This is a genomic window from Rhizobium sp. 32-5/1, from assembly GCF_029537235.1.
Taxonomy (GTDB): domain Bacteria; phylum Pseudomonadota; class Alphaproteobacteria; order Rhizobiales; family Rhizobiaceae; genus Pararhizobium.
Genome location: NZ_CP120640.1, coordinates 38,582 through 51,867, shown reverse-complemented (window position 1 = coordinate 51,867; position 13,286 = coordinate 38,582). Strand labels below are relative to the sequence as shown.

General features: G+C 58.1%; 10 protein-coding genes and 4 pseudogenes. 5 read left to right on the top strand and 9 right to left on the bottom strand.

Features of this window, described 5'->3' with window-relative positions; genetic code table 11:
* Positions 1 to 110 precede the first annotated feature (110 nt).
* From P6U16_RS27250 to P6U16_RS27240, 3 genes are all read left to right on the top strand, one after another.
* On the top strand, positions 111 to 1,172 hold the full coding sequence (locus P6U16_RS27250; RefSeq protein ID WP_277705003.1) for a maleylacetate reductase: 1,062 nt from the start codon (positions 111 to 113) through the stop codon (positions 1,170 to 1,172).
* Between the two features lie 88 nt (positions 1,173 to 1,260).
* Positions 1,261 to 2,100: a dioxygenase gene (locus P6U16_RS27245; RefSeq protein WP_209856318.1), complete on the top strand. Its 840-nt coding sequence runs from the start codon at positions 1,261 to 1,263 to the stop codon at positions 2,098 to 2,100.
* Positions 2,101 to 2,109: 9 nt separating this feature from the next.
* Positions 2,110 to 2,439 carry a hypothetical protein gene (locus P6U16_RS27240; RefSeq protein ID WP_277705002.1) on the top strand — a complete coding sequence of 110 codons (330 nt, stop codon included), beginning with the start codon at positions 2,110 to 2,112 and terminating at the stop codon, positions 2,437 to 2,439.
* A 227-nt stretch (positions 2,440 to 2,666) separates the two neighbouring features.
* Here P6U16_RS27240 and P6U16_RS27235 read toward each other — a convergent pair whose 3' ends face one another.
* Positions 2,667 to 3,566: a LysR family transcriptional regulator ArgP gene (locus tag P6U16_RS27235; RefSeq protein WP_209856321.1), complete on the bottom strand. Its 900-nt coding sequence runs from the start codon at positions 3,564 to 3,566 to the stop codon at positions 2,667 to 2,669.
* A 173-nt stretch (positions 3,567 to 3,739) separates the two neighbouring features.
* Here P6U16_RS27235 and P6U16_RS27230 point away from each other — a divergent pair, with 173 nt between their 5' ends.
* Positions 3,740 to 4,375 (top strand): LysE family translocator, encoded by a 636-nt coding sequence (locus P6U16_RS27230; protein WP_277705001.1) that lies wholly within the window; start codon positions 3,740 to 3,742, stop codon positions 4,373 to 4,375.
* 14 nt (positions 4,376 to 4,389) lie between these two features.
* Positions 4,390 to 5,288 (top strand): annotated as a pseudogene (locus P6U16_RS27225) (dihydrodipicolinate synthase family protein).
* A gap of 128 nt (positions 5,289 to 5,416) precedes the next feature.
* Here the strand turns inward: P6U16_RS27225 and P6U16_RS27220 are convergent.
* The 8 genes and pseudogenes from P6U16_RS27220 to P6U16_RS27185 form a co-directional block, all read right to left on the bottom strand.
* Complete coding sequence (locus P6U16_RS27220) at positions 5,417 to 5,860, bottom strand: Lrp/AsnC family transcriptional regulator (protein WP_209856325.1); 444 nt, start codon at positions 5,858 to 5,860, stop codon at positions 5,417 to 5,419.
* Positions 5,857 to 6,666: a phosphotransferase gene (locus P6U16_RS27215; RefSeq protein WP_277705000.1), complete on the bottom strand. Its 810-nt coding sequence runs from the start codon at positions 6,664 to 6,666 to the stop codon at positions 5,857 to 5,859. Before P6U16_RS27215 ends, P6U16_RS27220 begins: the two co-directional genes overlap by 4 nt.
* 12 nt (positions 6,667 to 6,678) lie before the next feature.
* Positions 6,679 to 8,106, bottom strand: coding sequence for an aspartate ammonia-lyase (locus tag P6U16_RS27210; protein WP_277704999.1), 1,428 nt, complete (start codon positions 8,104 to 8,106; stop codon positions 6,679 to 6,681).
* Positions 8,106 to 8,984, bottom strand: coding sequence for a 4-hydroxy-tetrahydrodipicolinate synthase (gene dapA / locus P6U16_RS27205; protein WP_277704998.1), 879 nt, complete (start codon positions 8,982 to 8,984; stop codon positions 8,106 to 8,108). Before dapA ends, P6U16_RS27210 begins: the two co-directional genes overlap by 1 nt.
* Positions 8,985 to 9,026: 42 nt before the next feature.
* Entirely contained in the window at positions 9,027 to 10,445 is a 1,419-nt protein-coding gene (locus P6U16_RS27200) for an aldehyde dehydrogenase family protein (protein WP_277704997.1), read from the bottom strand.
* Positions 10,442 to 11,502, bottom strand: a pseudogene (locus P6U16_RS27195) (homoserine dehydrogenase). The gene P6U16_RS27200 and the pseudogene P6U16_RS27195 overlap by 4 nt, the downstream one beginning before the upstream one ends.
* A 115-nt stretch (positions 11,503 to 11,617) precedes the next feature.
* A pseudogene (locus P6U16_RS27190) lies at positions 11,618 to 11,934 on the bottom strand (SMR family transporter).
* Between the two features lie 102 nt (positions 11,935 to 12,036).
* Positions 12,037 to 13,247: pseudogene (locus tag P6U16_RS27185) on the bottom strand (aminotransferase class I/II-fold pyridoxal phosphate-dependent enzyme).
* Between the last annotated feature and the right edge of the window lie 39 nt (positions 13,248 to 13,286).

Below are 13,286 nucleotides of genomic sequence, written 5' to 3'. Positions count from 1 at the left end.
ATCCCGATCATCGGCGGCCAAGCAGAACCGTGATGCGAAGTCTGGAAGGACCCGGACCAAGCGTGGTGGCGCAACCACTGTTAGACGCAATCGATCTCAAGGAGATCCCAATGATTGACCTGTTCACGTTTGATAGCACTGTACCCCGCATCGTGTTCGGCGTTGGGTCCCTGTCAAAAGTCTCCGAGGAATTGGGCCGCCTTGGGCGTGGCAGGGCGCTTGTCTTGTCGACTCCTCATCAGGAAAATGATGCGCAAGCGCTGGCGAGCGCGCTGGGCGAACTTGCAGTGGGGGTGTTCAGCCGCGCAGTCATGCACACGCCGGTCAAGGTCACCGCCGATGCGCTCTCCGTTTTCAACGAAACCGGAGCGGACTGTGTTGTGTCACTGGGTGGAGGATCGACAATCGGGTTGGGAAAGGCTATCGCCTTTCGGAACAATGCGCCCCAGCTTGTCGTCGCCACGACCTATGCTGGTTCCGAGGTGACGCCAATCCTTGGGCAGACGGAAAACGGGATCAAGACCACGATCCGCACATCATCAGTTCTTCCGAAGACGGTCATTTATGACCCCGAGTTGACCTTCGATCTCCCCGTTACGATGAGCGTTACAAGTGGCCTCAACGCAATGGCTCACGCCATTGAGGGACTTTATGCCCAAGACCGCAATCCCATTGCCTCCCTTCTGGCGATGGAGGGGCTCGCCGCCTTGCGCAAAGCGCTTCCTGCCATTGTCAAATTGCCCCGGGACGCGCAGGCGCGCGCAGACGCACTTTACGGGTCCTGGCTCTGCGGTGTTGTTCTTGGTGCCGTTGGCATGTCGTTACACCACAAGCTCTGTCACACGCTTGGAGGAACCCTCGATCTGCCCCATGCGGAAACGCACGCGATTCTTCTGCCGCATACGGTTTCCTATACCGAACAGGCTGTTCCGGAACTGCTCGCGCCTGTTGCGCGTCTGTTCAGCTCGCCGCGCGCCGGTACGGGTCTGCATGATTTTGGGCTTAGCTTAGGCGCACCGATGAGACTTCGTGATCTAGGTGTGACCGGTGACGATCTTGATAGGGCGACGGCGCTGGCTGTCAGCAACCCCTACTGGACCCCGCGTCCTCTGGAGGCCGGTGGAGTACGGGCTTTGCTCCAGGATGCATGGGAAGGCGTAAGGCCCTCATGAGGCAGGCAACGGCACCCAGTTGGTCCCAATAGGACCCGCTTCTCGCACTTCGACTCGATACTCTCATTCAGCACCCTAAGGAGCAGCAATGTCTGGTTACTTCTCGGAAGACGCCTCGGTCGATGCGGTAAACGGGCGAATGGAACCCAATATCGATCCTCGTTTGAGAAGTGTCATGAGCTGTCTTGTGAAGCATCTCCACGCTTTCATCAAAGAGGCTCGGCTAACGCAGGAAGAATGGGAGATCGCGATCAATTTTTTGACGGAAACCGGGCAAATTTGCTCCGAGCAGCGGCAGGAATTCATCCTTCTGTCTGACACCTTAGGCGTATCCATGCTTGTCGACGCCATAAACAATCGCAGGCAACCAGGCGCTACGGAAAACACGGTACTCGGGCCTTTTCACGTGCATGGAGCGCCGCGTCGGGAGATGGGGGATTGTATTACTCTCGACGGCAAGGGTGAAAGCTGCCTGTTCGAGGGTCTGGTGATCGACCTTGACGGAAATCCCATTGAAGGCGCCTGCATCGACGTATGGTCCGACAATGCTGATGGCTTTTATGATGTTCAGCAGCCTCTCATTCAACCTCGATGGAACAACCGGGGAGTTTTCGTAACCGGACCCGATGGTCACTATCGCTTCATCGGCATCAAACCTGTTTCATATCCCATTCCCGATGATGGACCGGTCGGAAAAATGCTTGAGCAGCTTGGCAGGCATCCTTATCGCCCTGCCCATATGCACTATATCGTTACCGCCGCGGGGTATCAAAAACTTGTCACGCACACATTCGTCGGTGACGACGATTACCTCGGTTCCGACGCTGTGTTCGGCGTCAAGGCAACGTTGATGGCGCCTTATCATCGGGTTTCGGACGGAAGTACGCAATGGCGATCCCCGTTCGATTTTGTCCTGAATCCAGCGTGAGCATCAATCATGCCAAACATCAAGATCTATGTGGATCAGGGACTTCCCGAAGATGCGCAACTCGGCGTTCGCGAGGCCTTGGTGCCACTGAGAGAAATCATCTGCCGTGCGCTGAAGGTCGAAAGTGCGGCCTGCCAGCTTGCCATTTTACCTGCCTACGGCATGGCTGACCAACCGGTGAACGTTGAGGTCGCCATCTTGCCCAAACCGGACCGCACCCGTCCGGTGCTTTCCGACCTTGCAGAGAAAATCCAGAAATCGATCGCAGATGCCGTCAATAGGCCAGTTGCCGTACGGTTGTCCGTTCTCGACCCGGCGACGTACATCTCTCTGAAATAGTTGCCATCACAATACAGTGCACGTCCTCAGTTCGATCTAGACCTAACGAAGGTGCCCCAAGCTTCGATGCCTCAATGCGGCTCGGCGGGCGTGCAAATGGCCACCCGTTTGTTCGTGCCGGAGGAAGCCGACGCGGCGATTGCCGCCGATCGTCGTCGTGACCAATCGAAGCCAAGGCTACGACCTTTGGCTCATAAAATTCGCGGAACGAGATTGAGGAGTCGGCTTCAATCATCGAGGCGCTGATTGGCGACTGCAATCACAATGTCGGTGAGGGTCGCGAACCGGTCTGCAGCAAGTCTGTTGATCTGCCAAAAGAGCGGAATGTCAAGCGGGTTGTCGGGGATCAACTCCACCAGCGTTCCTTTCTGTAGATGTGGGCGAGCGAGATACTCGGGGTTCATGCCCCAGCCAATGCCTCCGACGCTAGCGTCAACGAAAGCATGCGTCGATGGAAGAAAGTGCGTCGGACAGATGACTTCTTCGCCAAGCGTCTGGGCGATCCATCGGGCTTGAAGCTTGTCTTTCTGGTTGAAAGTCATGGCCGGTGCGGTGCGCAGCGCTTCGCCGCTGATGCCTCCGGAAAAATAGCGCTCAACAAATTCCGGGCTTGCAGTGGCCCGGTAACGCAACGAACCGAGGGCGGTGCGCCGGCATCCGGCGACCACCCTTTCGCTGTCTGTCACAGCTGCAATCACCCGCCCGCGCTCTAGCCAATCAGCCGTGTGGCCCTCGTCATCAATAACAACGTCCAGAAGACAACTTGAAGATTTGGCAAATGCGGAAAGTGCCTCGAGAAACCAGGTTCCGAGACTATCAGCATTTGTTGCAAGGTGGATTGTCACGCGTTCAATCAATTGGGTGGACGGCGCGAGCGACGGTATGTGCTCGTACAGGTCTCGTTCAAGCAGCCCAACATTTTCGACGTGCCGACACACCCGCTGCCCCTGCTCTGTGGCAACGCACGGATTTCCCCTGACGATCAGCGCGATCCCCATTCGCTCCTCGAGGTTTTTGACGCGCTGCGAAACTGCTGATGGTGTGACATTGAGCGTCCCTGCCGCTTTTTCGAAGCTTCCAGTCTGCACAACGGCGGCCAAGGCCCGCAATGCGGAGTAGTCGAGCATGTAAGTCCGCCTTAATCGAGGTAAGCTACTTTAATTAGCCTAACTCAATGCTTTCTGGTAGTGGCTGATCGACGATCGCGAGTGTGCAGCCTTCGAACTGCCGCATGAAATCAGAACAACCGCCCGAGTGGGGTCGCGCTCAGTCGGATCCGGCATGAACAAAGGGTATGCGCGTGGGCTCGGAGTTACAGCACCTTCTTCTCGTTTACACGGCCTACGTGATCGCGGCCGGCAGCCCCGGTCCAAGTAACATGCGCATCATGGGCGTGGCGATGGACCAAGGCCGGCGCGCCGCGCTCGTGCTTGCTGCCGGTGTGGTCAGCGGCTCGATCTTCTGGGGCGCTATGGCCGCCACGGGAATATCTGCGATCCTGACCCGGTATGCCGAAGCCCTGACGATCCTGAAAATCTTCGGCGGGCTTTATCTTCTATACCTGGCGTTCAGGGCAGCCAAAGCCGCTCTCACCGCTGGCGAAAAACCGGTCGAGACAGCAGGAACGAACACCCCCGAGACGACTTCGTCACTCTACCGACGCGGCTTGCTGATGCATCTGACCAACCCGAAATCAATTCTCGCCTGGATCGCCCTGGTGGCGCTTGGCCTTGGCCCGGGTGCGTCCTCCTACACCGTGGCAGCAATCCTCTTTGGATGTGCTGTCCTGAGCGTAACGATCTTTTGTGGTTATGCTATTGTCTTTTCAACAGCGCCTATGGTGCGCTTCTACAGCCGGGCTCGCCGCTGGATCGAGGGGACGCTTGCGATCTTCTTCGGCGCAGCCGGCATCCGTCTCCTGCTTTCCCGCACATAACCAAGGCAACATTCATGTCTCTCTTCGAAGGCCTATCTGCTTTTCCAATTACTCCGGCCGACGCGTCCGGGCGCGTTGATCCAGCCGTGCTTGCGGCGCTCTTGCAGCGCATAGTTGATGCGGGTGCTGACTCCATAGGCCTTCTCGGAAGCACGGGCGCCTATGCCTTCCTGACGCGCGACGAGCGCAGGCGTGCCGTTGAAACAGCTGTCAAAACCGTCGGTGGGCGAATTCCGGTAATCGTCGGTGTTGGTGCGCTTCGCACTGACGAGGCGCAGGCTCTGGTACGCGATGCGAAGGGGGCGGGGGCAGATGGCCTCCTTCTGGCGCCCGTCTCGTATGTTCCGCTGAAGGATGACGAGGTATTTGAGCATTTCGCAGCCGTCACCGAGAGTGGCGGTCTTCCGCTTTGCATCTACAACAATCCGAGCACGACCAGGTTTACGTTCAGCAGCGCACTGATCGCCAGGCTCGCCACAGTTCCAAACATCGCCGCGATCAAGATGCCGTTGCCGGCGAACGAGGACTTCAAGACCGAACTTGCAGATCTGCGCGGCAAGTCGCCGACCGGGTTTTCGATCGGATATAGCGGTGACTGGGGAGCTTCGTCGGCTTTGCTTGCTGGCGCCGATGCCTGGTATAGCGTCGTCGCGGGGTGCTTCCCGCTGAAGCGCTCGCGCTTGCGACGGCGGCGCGGGCCGGCAATGCCGAGGAGGTCGAGAGATTGGAAAAAGCGTTCGAGCCCCTCTGGTCGTTGTTCAAGCGGTTTGGCAGTTTCAGAGTGATGTACAGGCTCGTGGCGCTTCTTGGCATCGGAGATTTCGAGCCGCCGCGGCCAGTGAGGCCGATACCGGACTCCGCAGTACCGGATGTTGTACATGCTCTCAACCATTTGCGGGCTGCCTTTACGTGAGGCTCCGGGCAATCGTAGATGTCTTCCAGCCCGCCGATCCACGCTTGTATTCGCTGCATCGCTCCGTGATGGCTAGGAGCACTGGAGCTACAGTGCTGTCTACACATGATGAGTTCGGGACCGACAGCTCACTTCCGAATGACAGAGGAGAGTGCAAATGCCGTGAGGGTATCCCTTACGCCGGGAAGTGCTGAAATTTGTTGCCAGATTTGGCGTATGCGATCGGCTTCCACGGATTCGACCCGTACCAGCAGATCAAAATCGCCCGTCATCACATCGCAAGCGACGACCTCCGGAATTTTCCGCAAAGCGTGAATGACCTCGCCGCCCCTCATTCGGTCCTGGCGGTAGACAAACATCAATGCGGTGGTGATGGGACTGTCGTTCCCGCCTTCGCCAGTGACAATTGTATAGCCCTTGATAAAGCCTTCGCGTTCAAGCCGTTCTATTCGAACGCGAACAGCATTGCGCGACAAGTTGACCTGACCGGACAGCTCAGCGTGAGATGCGCGCGCGTTCAACTTCAAGGCGGCAAGGATCTGTTCGTCAATGCGGTCGAGAAGATATTTCATGCAGGACGGCACTCCGCTTGCCGCGCTGCTGCTCCAAATCCTGTCGATTCAAAGGCGCGAACTGCAGCCTGAAGCAGGCGAGTCTTGTCCTTCTCTCCGGCGTAACGTCTGGCGGCGGATGCGAGGACAAACGCGGGAAGTGCCGTTGTTTCTGCCTCAGTCAGGTGCCTTACACTCTCATATCCGGCCCGAATGGCACTGGCTTTCTCTTCGTCCAGCTCTCCAGTCAGCAGGCTCGCCCAGCCGACGAGAACCTCGGCAATCTCTGAAATCAGCACATCATCGTGCCGAAGCCGAAAGTTGATAACCCCACTGACGTCGTCTCCAAGGAAGAAGACGTTAGAAGGTATCAAGGCTCCATGCAGAGGACCGGCAGGCAGTTCATTTAGAGAACGCTTTTTGCCTCCTTGCAGGGTCATGTGGATCCGCGCCATGAGGCGGCCAAGGCTTTTACACTTTCCTGGCGTAGGATCGTTTGTCGACGAACCTGATACGAAACTCACGACGGCAACGAGGCGGCCGGCCGCCCGGAAGGTCGCATCGCCATCAATCGTGCGCGTTGGTTTCGGGCAGGGAATACCGCTGTTGTTCAGCGTCTCCATCGTTGCGAACGCCCGCTCGAGATCTAGCGGTTCGGCGCCATTTTCGAACAGCGTGACGATGAACTCACCCTCCGCCGCCCGGAAAAGATAGGTCGTTTCCCTGTCGCCGTCGGCAATACCGATCACCGATGACAGGGAGGTCATGCCATAGGCCGCCGCGATCGAGTTTCGGTCCTCGTCGGATATTTCCGTGAAAACGGCCATTCTTTCCTCCGTTCAACCGCGCATAATCTTCGAAACATTGGCAAATTCCGCGGCGGCTCCAAAAATCTGATGAGCCTGACTTTCGGTCAGAACGCATTCTTCTTCGACGACATCTCGCAAGTTTCTCTTCTCGACCAGCGCCTTCTTGGAGAGGTATGCCGCTTTGCTGTATCCGATCAGCGTCGCCAATGGCGTGGCAAGAACGAGAGATTGGTCGAGCAACGCCTTGCAACGGTCGACGTCGACTTCGATGCCATCGATGCAGCGTTCCTTCAAGACCACCATACCTCTGGTCAGCATGCGCATCGATTGCAGGATGTTCAAAACGATGACGGGTTCCATGGCGTTCAGCTGGAGCTGGCCGGCACTTGCTGCGAGCGTCACCGTCAGATCATTGCCGATGACCTGAAAGCTGATCTGGTTCATCATCTCCGGGATAACGGGATTGACCTTGCCAGGCATGATGGACGAGCCGGCTTGAACAGGCGGCAAGCGGATCTCACCCAGACCGCCGCGGGGTCCACTGCTCAGGAGCCGGAGGTCATTGCAGATCTTGCTCAGTTTAACCGCAATTCGCTTGAGCACGCCTGAAAAGGAGACGAAACCGCCTGTGTCCGATGTCGCTTCGATGAAGTTGCGGGCAGGGATTAACGGATAGCCAGATATTCGGGACAGGTGACCGCAGGCCAACTGCGCGAAGCCTGAGGGTACGTTGATTGCCGTGCCGATCGCCGAGCCGCCGAGGTTTATCTCTTTGAGAAGCTTAGAGGCGTACTGGATCTGGACGATATCCTCGTCAATGAGTTCAGCGAAGGCTTCAAATTCCTGCCCCGCGGTCATCGGCACGGCGTCTTGCAACTGTGTCCGACCGACCTTTAGAGCGCTTGCATATTGCATGGCCTTGCCGCGAAAGGCGTCGCGAAGCGCGACCTCAGCTGCGATAAGCCCTTCGCATGCTCGCAAGATCGTCAGCCGGATAGCTGTTGGGTAAACGTCGTTTGTCGACTGGGACAGATTGACGTCGTCATTTGGGTGCAGCCTCGAATACTCACCGACGTCGGCGCCCATCTTCAAAAGAGCGAGGTTTGTCAGAACCTCGTTCACGTTCATGTTGGTCGAGGTGCCGGCCCCTCCCTGCATCATGTCGACGGGAAAGTTCTCATCGATATCATTGAGCGCGATGAGTTCGTCGGATGCTTGAGAGATCGCTTCGGCCTTTTCGGCAGAAAGAAGCCCGAGTTCCATGTTGGCGAGAGCAGAAGCCTTTTTCACCATCGCCATCGACTGGATGAGCTCAGGAAAATCCCTCAGGCGCAGGCCCGATACGTCGAAATTCTGTTCCGCGCGCCGTGTATGGACGCCGTAAAGGACGTGTCGAGGAATAGCGAGCGGCCCGATAAGATCTGACTCGATACGCTCAGCAAGCTTTGTCCTGTCCATCAAACCAGGATCCCCGCATGGCGCATGGCGCTATCGATCTCTTCTTGAACGGAAGGACTGATCGTAACGAGTGGTAGCCGCAGATCCCCACCTATGCGACCGAGACGCTGCAAGGCATATTTCGGCCCAGCAGGGTTGGTTTCGAGAAAAAGCGCCCGGTGCAGGGGCATCAGACGGTCCTGAAGCTTCAAGGCGGCGGCGAAGTCGCCGTTCAGGCAGGCCTGCTGGAAGTCAGCGCAGAGGCCCGGAGCGACATTCGCCGTCACCGAGATGCAACCATGTCCGCCATGCGCCATGTAGCCGAGCGCCGTGCCGTCTTCACCGGTCAGGAGATTGAACGAGCGCCCGCAGGCCATACGATCGAGGGACGGGCGCAACAGGTTGCCGGTTGCATCCTTGACGCCCTTCACGTTTGGGCAGTCTTCAAATATGCGGGCCAACGTTTCGACCTGAATATCGATGACGCTGCGGCCGGGGATATTGTAGACGATGATCGGAACGGTGGCCGCAGCATCGATTGCCTTGAAATGCTGGTAGATCCCTTCCTGGGTTGGCTTGTTGTAATAGGGCGCGACAATCAGCACACCGTCGGCGCCGGCGTCCTGCGCATGGAGGACGAAGTCGATTGCTTCCGAGGTGCTGTTTGAGCCGGCGCCCGCGATGACGGGCACACGGCCCTTGGCGGCCGCGATGGTGATCTCGACCACCTGCTTATGCTCGGCATGGCTGAGCGTCGGACTTTCCCCCGTTGTCCCGCATGGAACAAGACCGAAGGATCCTTCTTCGATCTGCCACTCGACGAGGTCGCGCAAGGCGGCCTCGTCGACGCGACCATCAGCAAAAGGCGTGACAAGCGCGGTAATAGAACCCTTGAACATTTTTACTCCCTGAGTTGCCGATGGATTTGAGCAGGCCTGGCGTTACGTCTTCAGGCGGTTGATGCACACGACCTTAGGCTGGGTCATGTCCTCATAGGCAAACCGGACGCCCTCGCGGCCCATGCTGCCATATTTGAAGCCGCCAAACGGCATTGCATCGAACCGATAGTCGGAGGAGTCGTTGATCATGATGCCTCCAGCCTCGATCTTGCTTGCAGCCTCAAGCGCCCCTTCCAGATCGTTTGTAAAAATGCCGGCGTGAAGACTGTATTCGGGGCTGTTTGCCAAATCGATCGCATCCGCCAGCCCATCGAAGGGCTGAAGAATGACGATTGGCGCGAACACTTCCTCGCCCCAGGCGTCACAGGAGGCTGGAACATTGTCCAGGACCGTCGGCGGATAGAGGTTGCCAGTCGGCTTATGGCCCCAAAGCAAGGTTGCACCGGCAGCCAGCGCCCGTTCGACCATTGCGGCCGCTCTTTCGACCGCCTTTTGTGAGATCATCGGGCCGACATCAGTGTCGGCTTCCAAAGGATTGCCGGTCTTGAGCTTCCTGGTTTCTGCGACGAACTTCGCCTTGAATTGCTCATAGATCGGCCGCTGGATCAAAATTCGCTGCGTGCCAATACAGTTTTGACCGGCCGCCCAGTAGGCTCCAGATACGCAAGCCTCGACGGCAGCATCGAAGTTGCAATTCTCCATGACGATGACAGGAGCATTGCCGCCAAGGTCCATGGCAAGCTTCTTGAGGCCTGCTGTTTTGGCAATCGCTTCACCAGTGGCAAAGCCACCGGTGAAGGAGATCATTCGAACGTCTCTCGCTGCAACAAGAGCCTTCCCAAGCTCAGGGCCGCCAATCGCAACAGTTATGACTTCCTCGGGCAGGCCGCTCTCGACCAGGACCTCGACGAGCTTGATGGCAGAGAGCGGGGTAAGCTCAGATGGCTTCAAAATCACTGCGTTGCCGCCGGCAATTGCCGGACCAAGTTTGTGGGCGACGAGATTGAGGGGATCGTTATAGGGCGTAATGGCGGCAATAATCCCCAGCGGTTCTCTCGTGTACCAGCCTTGGCGAGTCTCCGAGCCTGCGTAGGCGTCGAACGGGATGACTTCGCCCGCATTGCGCTTGGCCTCGTCGGCAGACAGCTTGAGCGTATTGACGCACCGTGTCGTCTCTTTGCGGGCCTGCGTAATCGTCTTGCCCGCCTCCTTGACGATGAGAAGCGCGAAGTCCTCGCGCACGGCTTCGATGGCCGCAGCGGCCTTTTCAAGGATCACCGCTCGCTTGTGACGCGGCAGCGTTCGGGCAGTCTGCGCCCCGCGCCTTGCCCGCTCCAGCAGCACGTTCACGCTTGTGGCACAAGTTTCCACGACCGTTCCGACCAGCGTACCGTCGAACGGGCTGGTAACGGCAATTTCTGCAGGAGCGTTCTTTTGGGTGAGTGCAAGGTTGTGCATCATGCAGCCTCCTTAACGATGGCCGAGGCGCCGGCGGAATGAATGGCGACGATATCGGAAAGAAGCGCATAGGCGGTTTCGATGCGGCCGGCGCCAGGCCCGGTGATCGTCACGGCGCCCAGCAGTTCGGTGTCGAGCGACACCGCATTGGTGGCACCATTGACGCCTGCCAGCGGATGGCCGAGGTCAAGCCGTTTGGGGGAAACACTGCCCGTCACGCTGCCGTCGTCATTGCGGACCGCAGCCCCGATGAGCTTCCAGCGGCTGTTTGCCTGTGCTGCATCCTCGATGTCTGAAGGTGAAAGACCGGAGATACCCTTGCAGCTTACGTCCTCAGGCTTGAGATTTGCGCCAAGCAGCTCGTTTGCCAGGATGACGACTTTCAGACGAACGTCGAAACCTTCGACATCGGCGGTGGGATCGGCCTCGGCATAGCCGAGTTCCTGGGCTTCTTTCACAGCGGATGCGAAATCCAAACCCGCTTCCATGCGACCGAGGACGAAGTTGGATGTGCCGTTCAAAATTCCTTCGAAGCCCTTCAGCTCGGCGCCGGCAAGCGTTTTCTCAGCCATGCGAATGACCGGAGTACCGCTCATCACGGCGCCCTCGTACTCGAAGCGTACACCGTTGGCCTTTGCCAGCGCCTTGAGCGCCTGGGCCTCAATGGCGACCGGGCCCTTGTTGGTGGTAACCACGTGTTTGCCGGTCTCAAGCGCCCAGCGGCAATGCGAGACAGCAGGTTCGCCGTCCTTGGGATTGGTGAACGTTGCCTCGACGACAATGTCTGCGGGTGCGGTCTTGATAATAGTCTCGTTGTCGGCTTCGGCACTTCCCCGGAAAGCTGTCCAAAGCCGCCCTTTTCGAACTTCGCCTCGACCAGGGTCCTCGCATCAAGACCGTTTGGCGAAATCACCGAGCCAAGATAGAGATCGCTCACGGCGACGATATTCAGGCGGAATCCAAGATCGCGCTCCCAGAGCTGGTTCTTGGCGGCAATGAGTTCGGCCAGAGCGCGATTGACGCCGCCAAATCCGATAAGTGCGATATTGTAAACTGTCATAACGATCCTCCAGTGAAGTCTATGAGGGTAAGCATGGGATGCGGATTGCTCTGCAGGAACCACGCAGACAGACCAAAGAGCAGCGCACTTTGCTCAATCTGCCGCCGGACGTAGGTCAGGTGCTGGCGAGCTTCATCATGAGAATCCCCGACACGATCAAGGCGCCCGCTGCCAGACGCATGGGTGACGCGGGCTCTCCAAGGATCGCCATTCCGAGCAGAAAGGAGCCAACTGCACCGATCCCTGTCCAAACCGATAGGCAGTACCGAGCGGCAGCACCTTCATCGAAAAGGACAGCAGCACGCCGCTGGCAATCATCGCAATGACTGTGATTGCCGACGGGATGAGCAGCGTGAAACCGTCGGATCTCTTCATGTAGAACGCCCAGACGACCTCAAGCAGGCCGGCGACGAACAGGATTATACAGTGCATAATATCCTTCCTGGCGGACCTCCGGGTCTACCGCGCATCAGGCTTTGACGGCGACATGAATTGCCCGGCGAGGGGCAATTCATGTCCAATTCGACTTCGTGTTCAGCTTCGCCCGAACGTCTCGTCGAGGGCGTTGTTGATGTCAGCAATCAGATCCTCGGTGTCTTCCAGACCGATCGAAAGCCGCAGATGCCCGTATTTCTGGAAGTTCGGCGGGTAACGATCGGAGCCGCCGCGCCCACTGCCGCCGACATGGACGATCAGGCTCTCGTCGTGACCAAGCGAGACAGCCGAAGTGATGACCCTGAGATGCGCGACGAACCGGTTCTGCGTATCCGGATCGCCATCGACGGCAAAAGCCATGACCGCGCCGTAGCCCTTGCCAGCAAACTGCGTTCTGGCAAGCGCGTGCTGGTCATGGCTGTCGAGACCGGGATAGGTGACATAGGCGACGCGCTTGTCGGCTGCGAGGGACCGGGCGACGATCTCTGCCGATGAAAACTGCTGCTTCAGGCGCAGCGGCAAAGTCACTGAGCCTCGCATGATCAGCCAGGCGTTGAACGGGGAAATCGTGCCGCCGAGATCGACGAGCGCGTCTGCCTTGATGTGATGGATAAGCGGCTTCGAGCCGATGACGACCCCGCCCATCGCGTCGCCATGACCGTTGATGTATTTCGTCAGCGAGTGGATGACGAGATCTGCACCAAGTGTGAGCGGACGGAAGAACGGGGAGGGGTGAAGGTCGAGTCCACCGACAGGAGCGCGCCCGCTTGCTTTGCGATTGAGGCGAGCGTCGCGATATCGGCAACCTTGGTCGTTGGATTGGCGATTGTCTCGGTATGGATCAGCTTGGTGTTCGGGCGCACGGCGGCTCGGACGGCATCCATGTCGCCCATGTCGACGAAGGTGGCTTCAATATTGTAGCGCTGCGGCAAAAGCTCTGAAAACAGTCGCCACACGGCCTCATAAGTGACGTCGCCGACAATCACGTGGTCGCCGCTTTTCAGGAAAGTAAAGAACACCGCATGAAGCGCCGCAACGCCCGTTGCGAAGACGGCTGCATCCTCGCCGCCCTCCATGGCCGCGAGCTTGCGCTGCAGGCCGATCTGATTGTGGCCGGAATTGCGCGTATAGGAGGGGCTCTCGGTGTCCGACCAGTCCATTGTAGAAGGGTCGTAAGGAAGTTCGTACGAATTCGCCATCACGATCGGTGTGCGAATAGCGCCCGATGTCTTGTCGATTTCGTTGCCGCCGTGCACCGACAGCGTATTGAAGGAGAGCGTCGATAGATCGTGTTTGTCTGGTCTCGACATAATTAGCCTCTTTGTTGAAGTGAGTGGTTGGGGAGTGCC

Bases quoted from the DNA above. Each gene is read 5' to 3' on its own strand.
- P6U16_RS27250 (WP_277705003.1), top strand. From the start codon at position 111: ATGATTGACCTGTTCACGTTTGATAGCACTGTACCCCGCATCGTGTTC.
- P6U16_RS27245 (WP_209856318.1), top strand. From the start codon at position 1,261: ATGTCTGGTTACTTCTCGGAAGACGCCTCGGTCGATGCGGTAAACGGG.
- P6U16_RS27240 (WP_277705002.1), top strand. From the start codon at position 2,110: ATGCCAAACATCAAGATCTATGTGGATCAGGGACTTCCCGAAGATGCG.
- P6U16_RS27235 (WP_209856321.1), bottom strand. From the start codon at position 3,566: ATGCTCGACTACTCCGCATTGCGGGCCTTGGCCGCCGTTGTGCAGACT.
- P6U16_RS27220 (WP_209856325.1), bottom strand. From the start codon at position 5,860: ATGAAATATCTTCTCGACCGCATTGACGAACAGATCCTTGCCGCCTTG.
- P6U16_RS27215 (WP_277705000.1), bottom strand. From the start codon at position 6,666: ATGGCCGTTTTCACGGAAATATCCGACGAGGACCGAAACTCGATCGCG.
- P6U16_RS27210 (WP_277704999.1), bottom strand. From the start codon at position 8,106: ATGGACAGGACAAAGCTTGCTGAGCGTATCGAGTCAGATCTTATCGGG.
- dapA (WP_277704998.1), bottom strand. From the start codon at position 8,984: ATGTTCAAGGGTTCTATTACCGCGCTTGTCACGCCTTTTGCTGATGGT.
- P6U16_RS27200 (WP_277704997.1), bottom strand. From the start codon at position 10,445: ATGATGCACAACCTTGCACTCACCCAAAAGAACGCTCCTGCAGAAATT.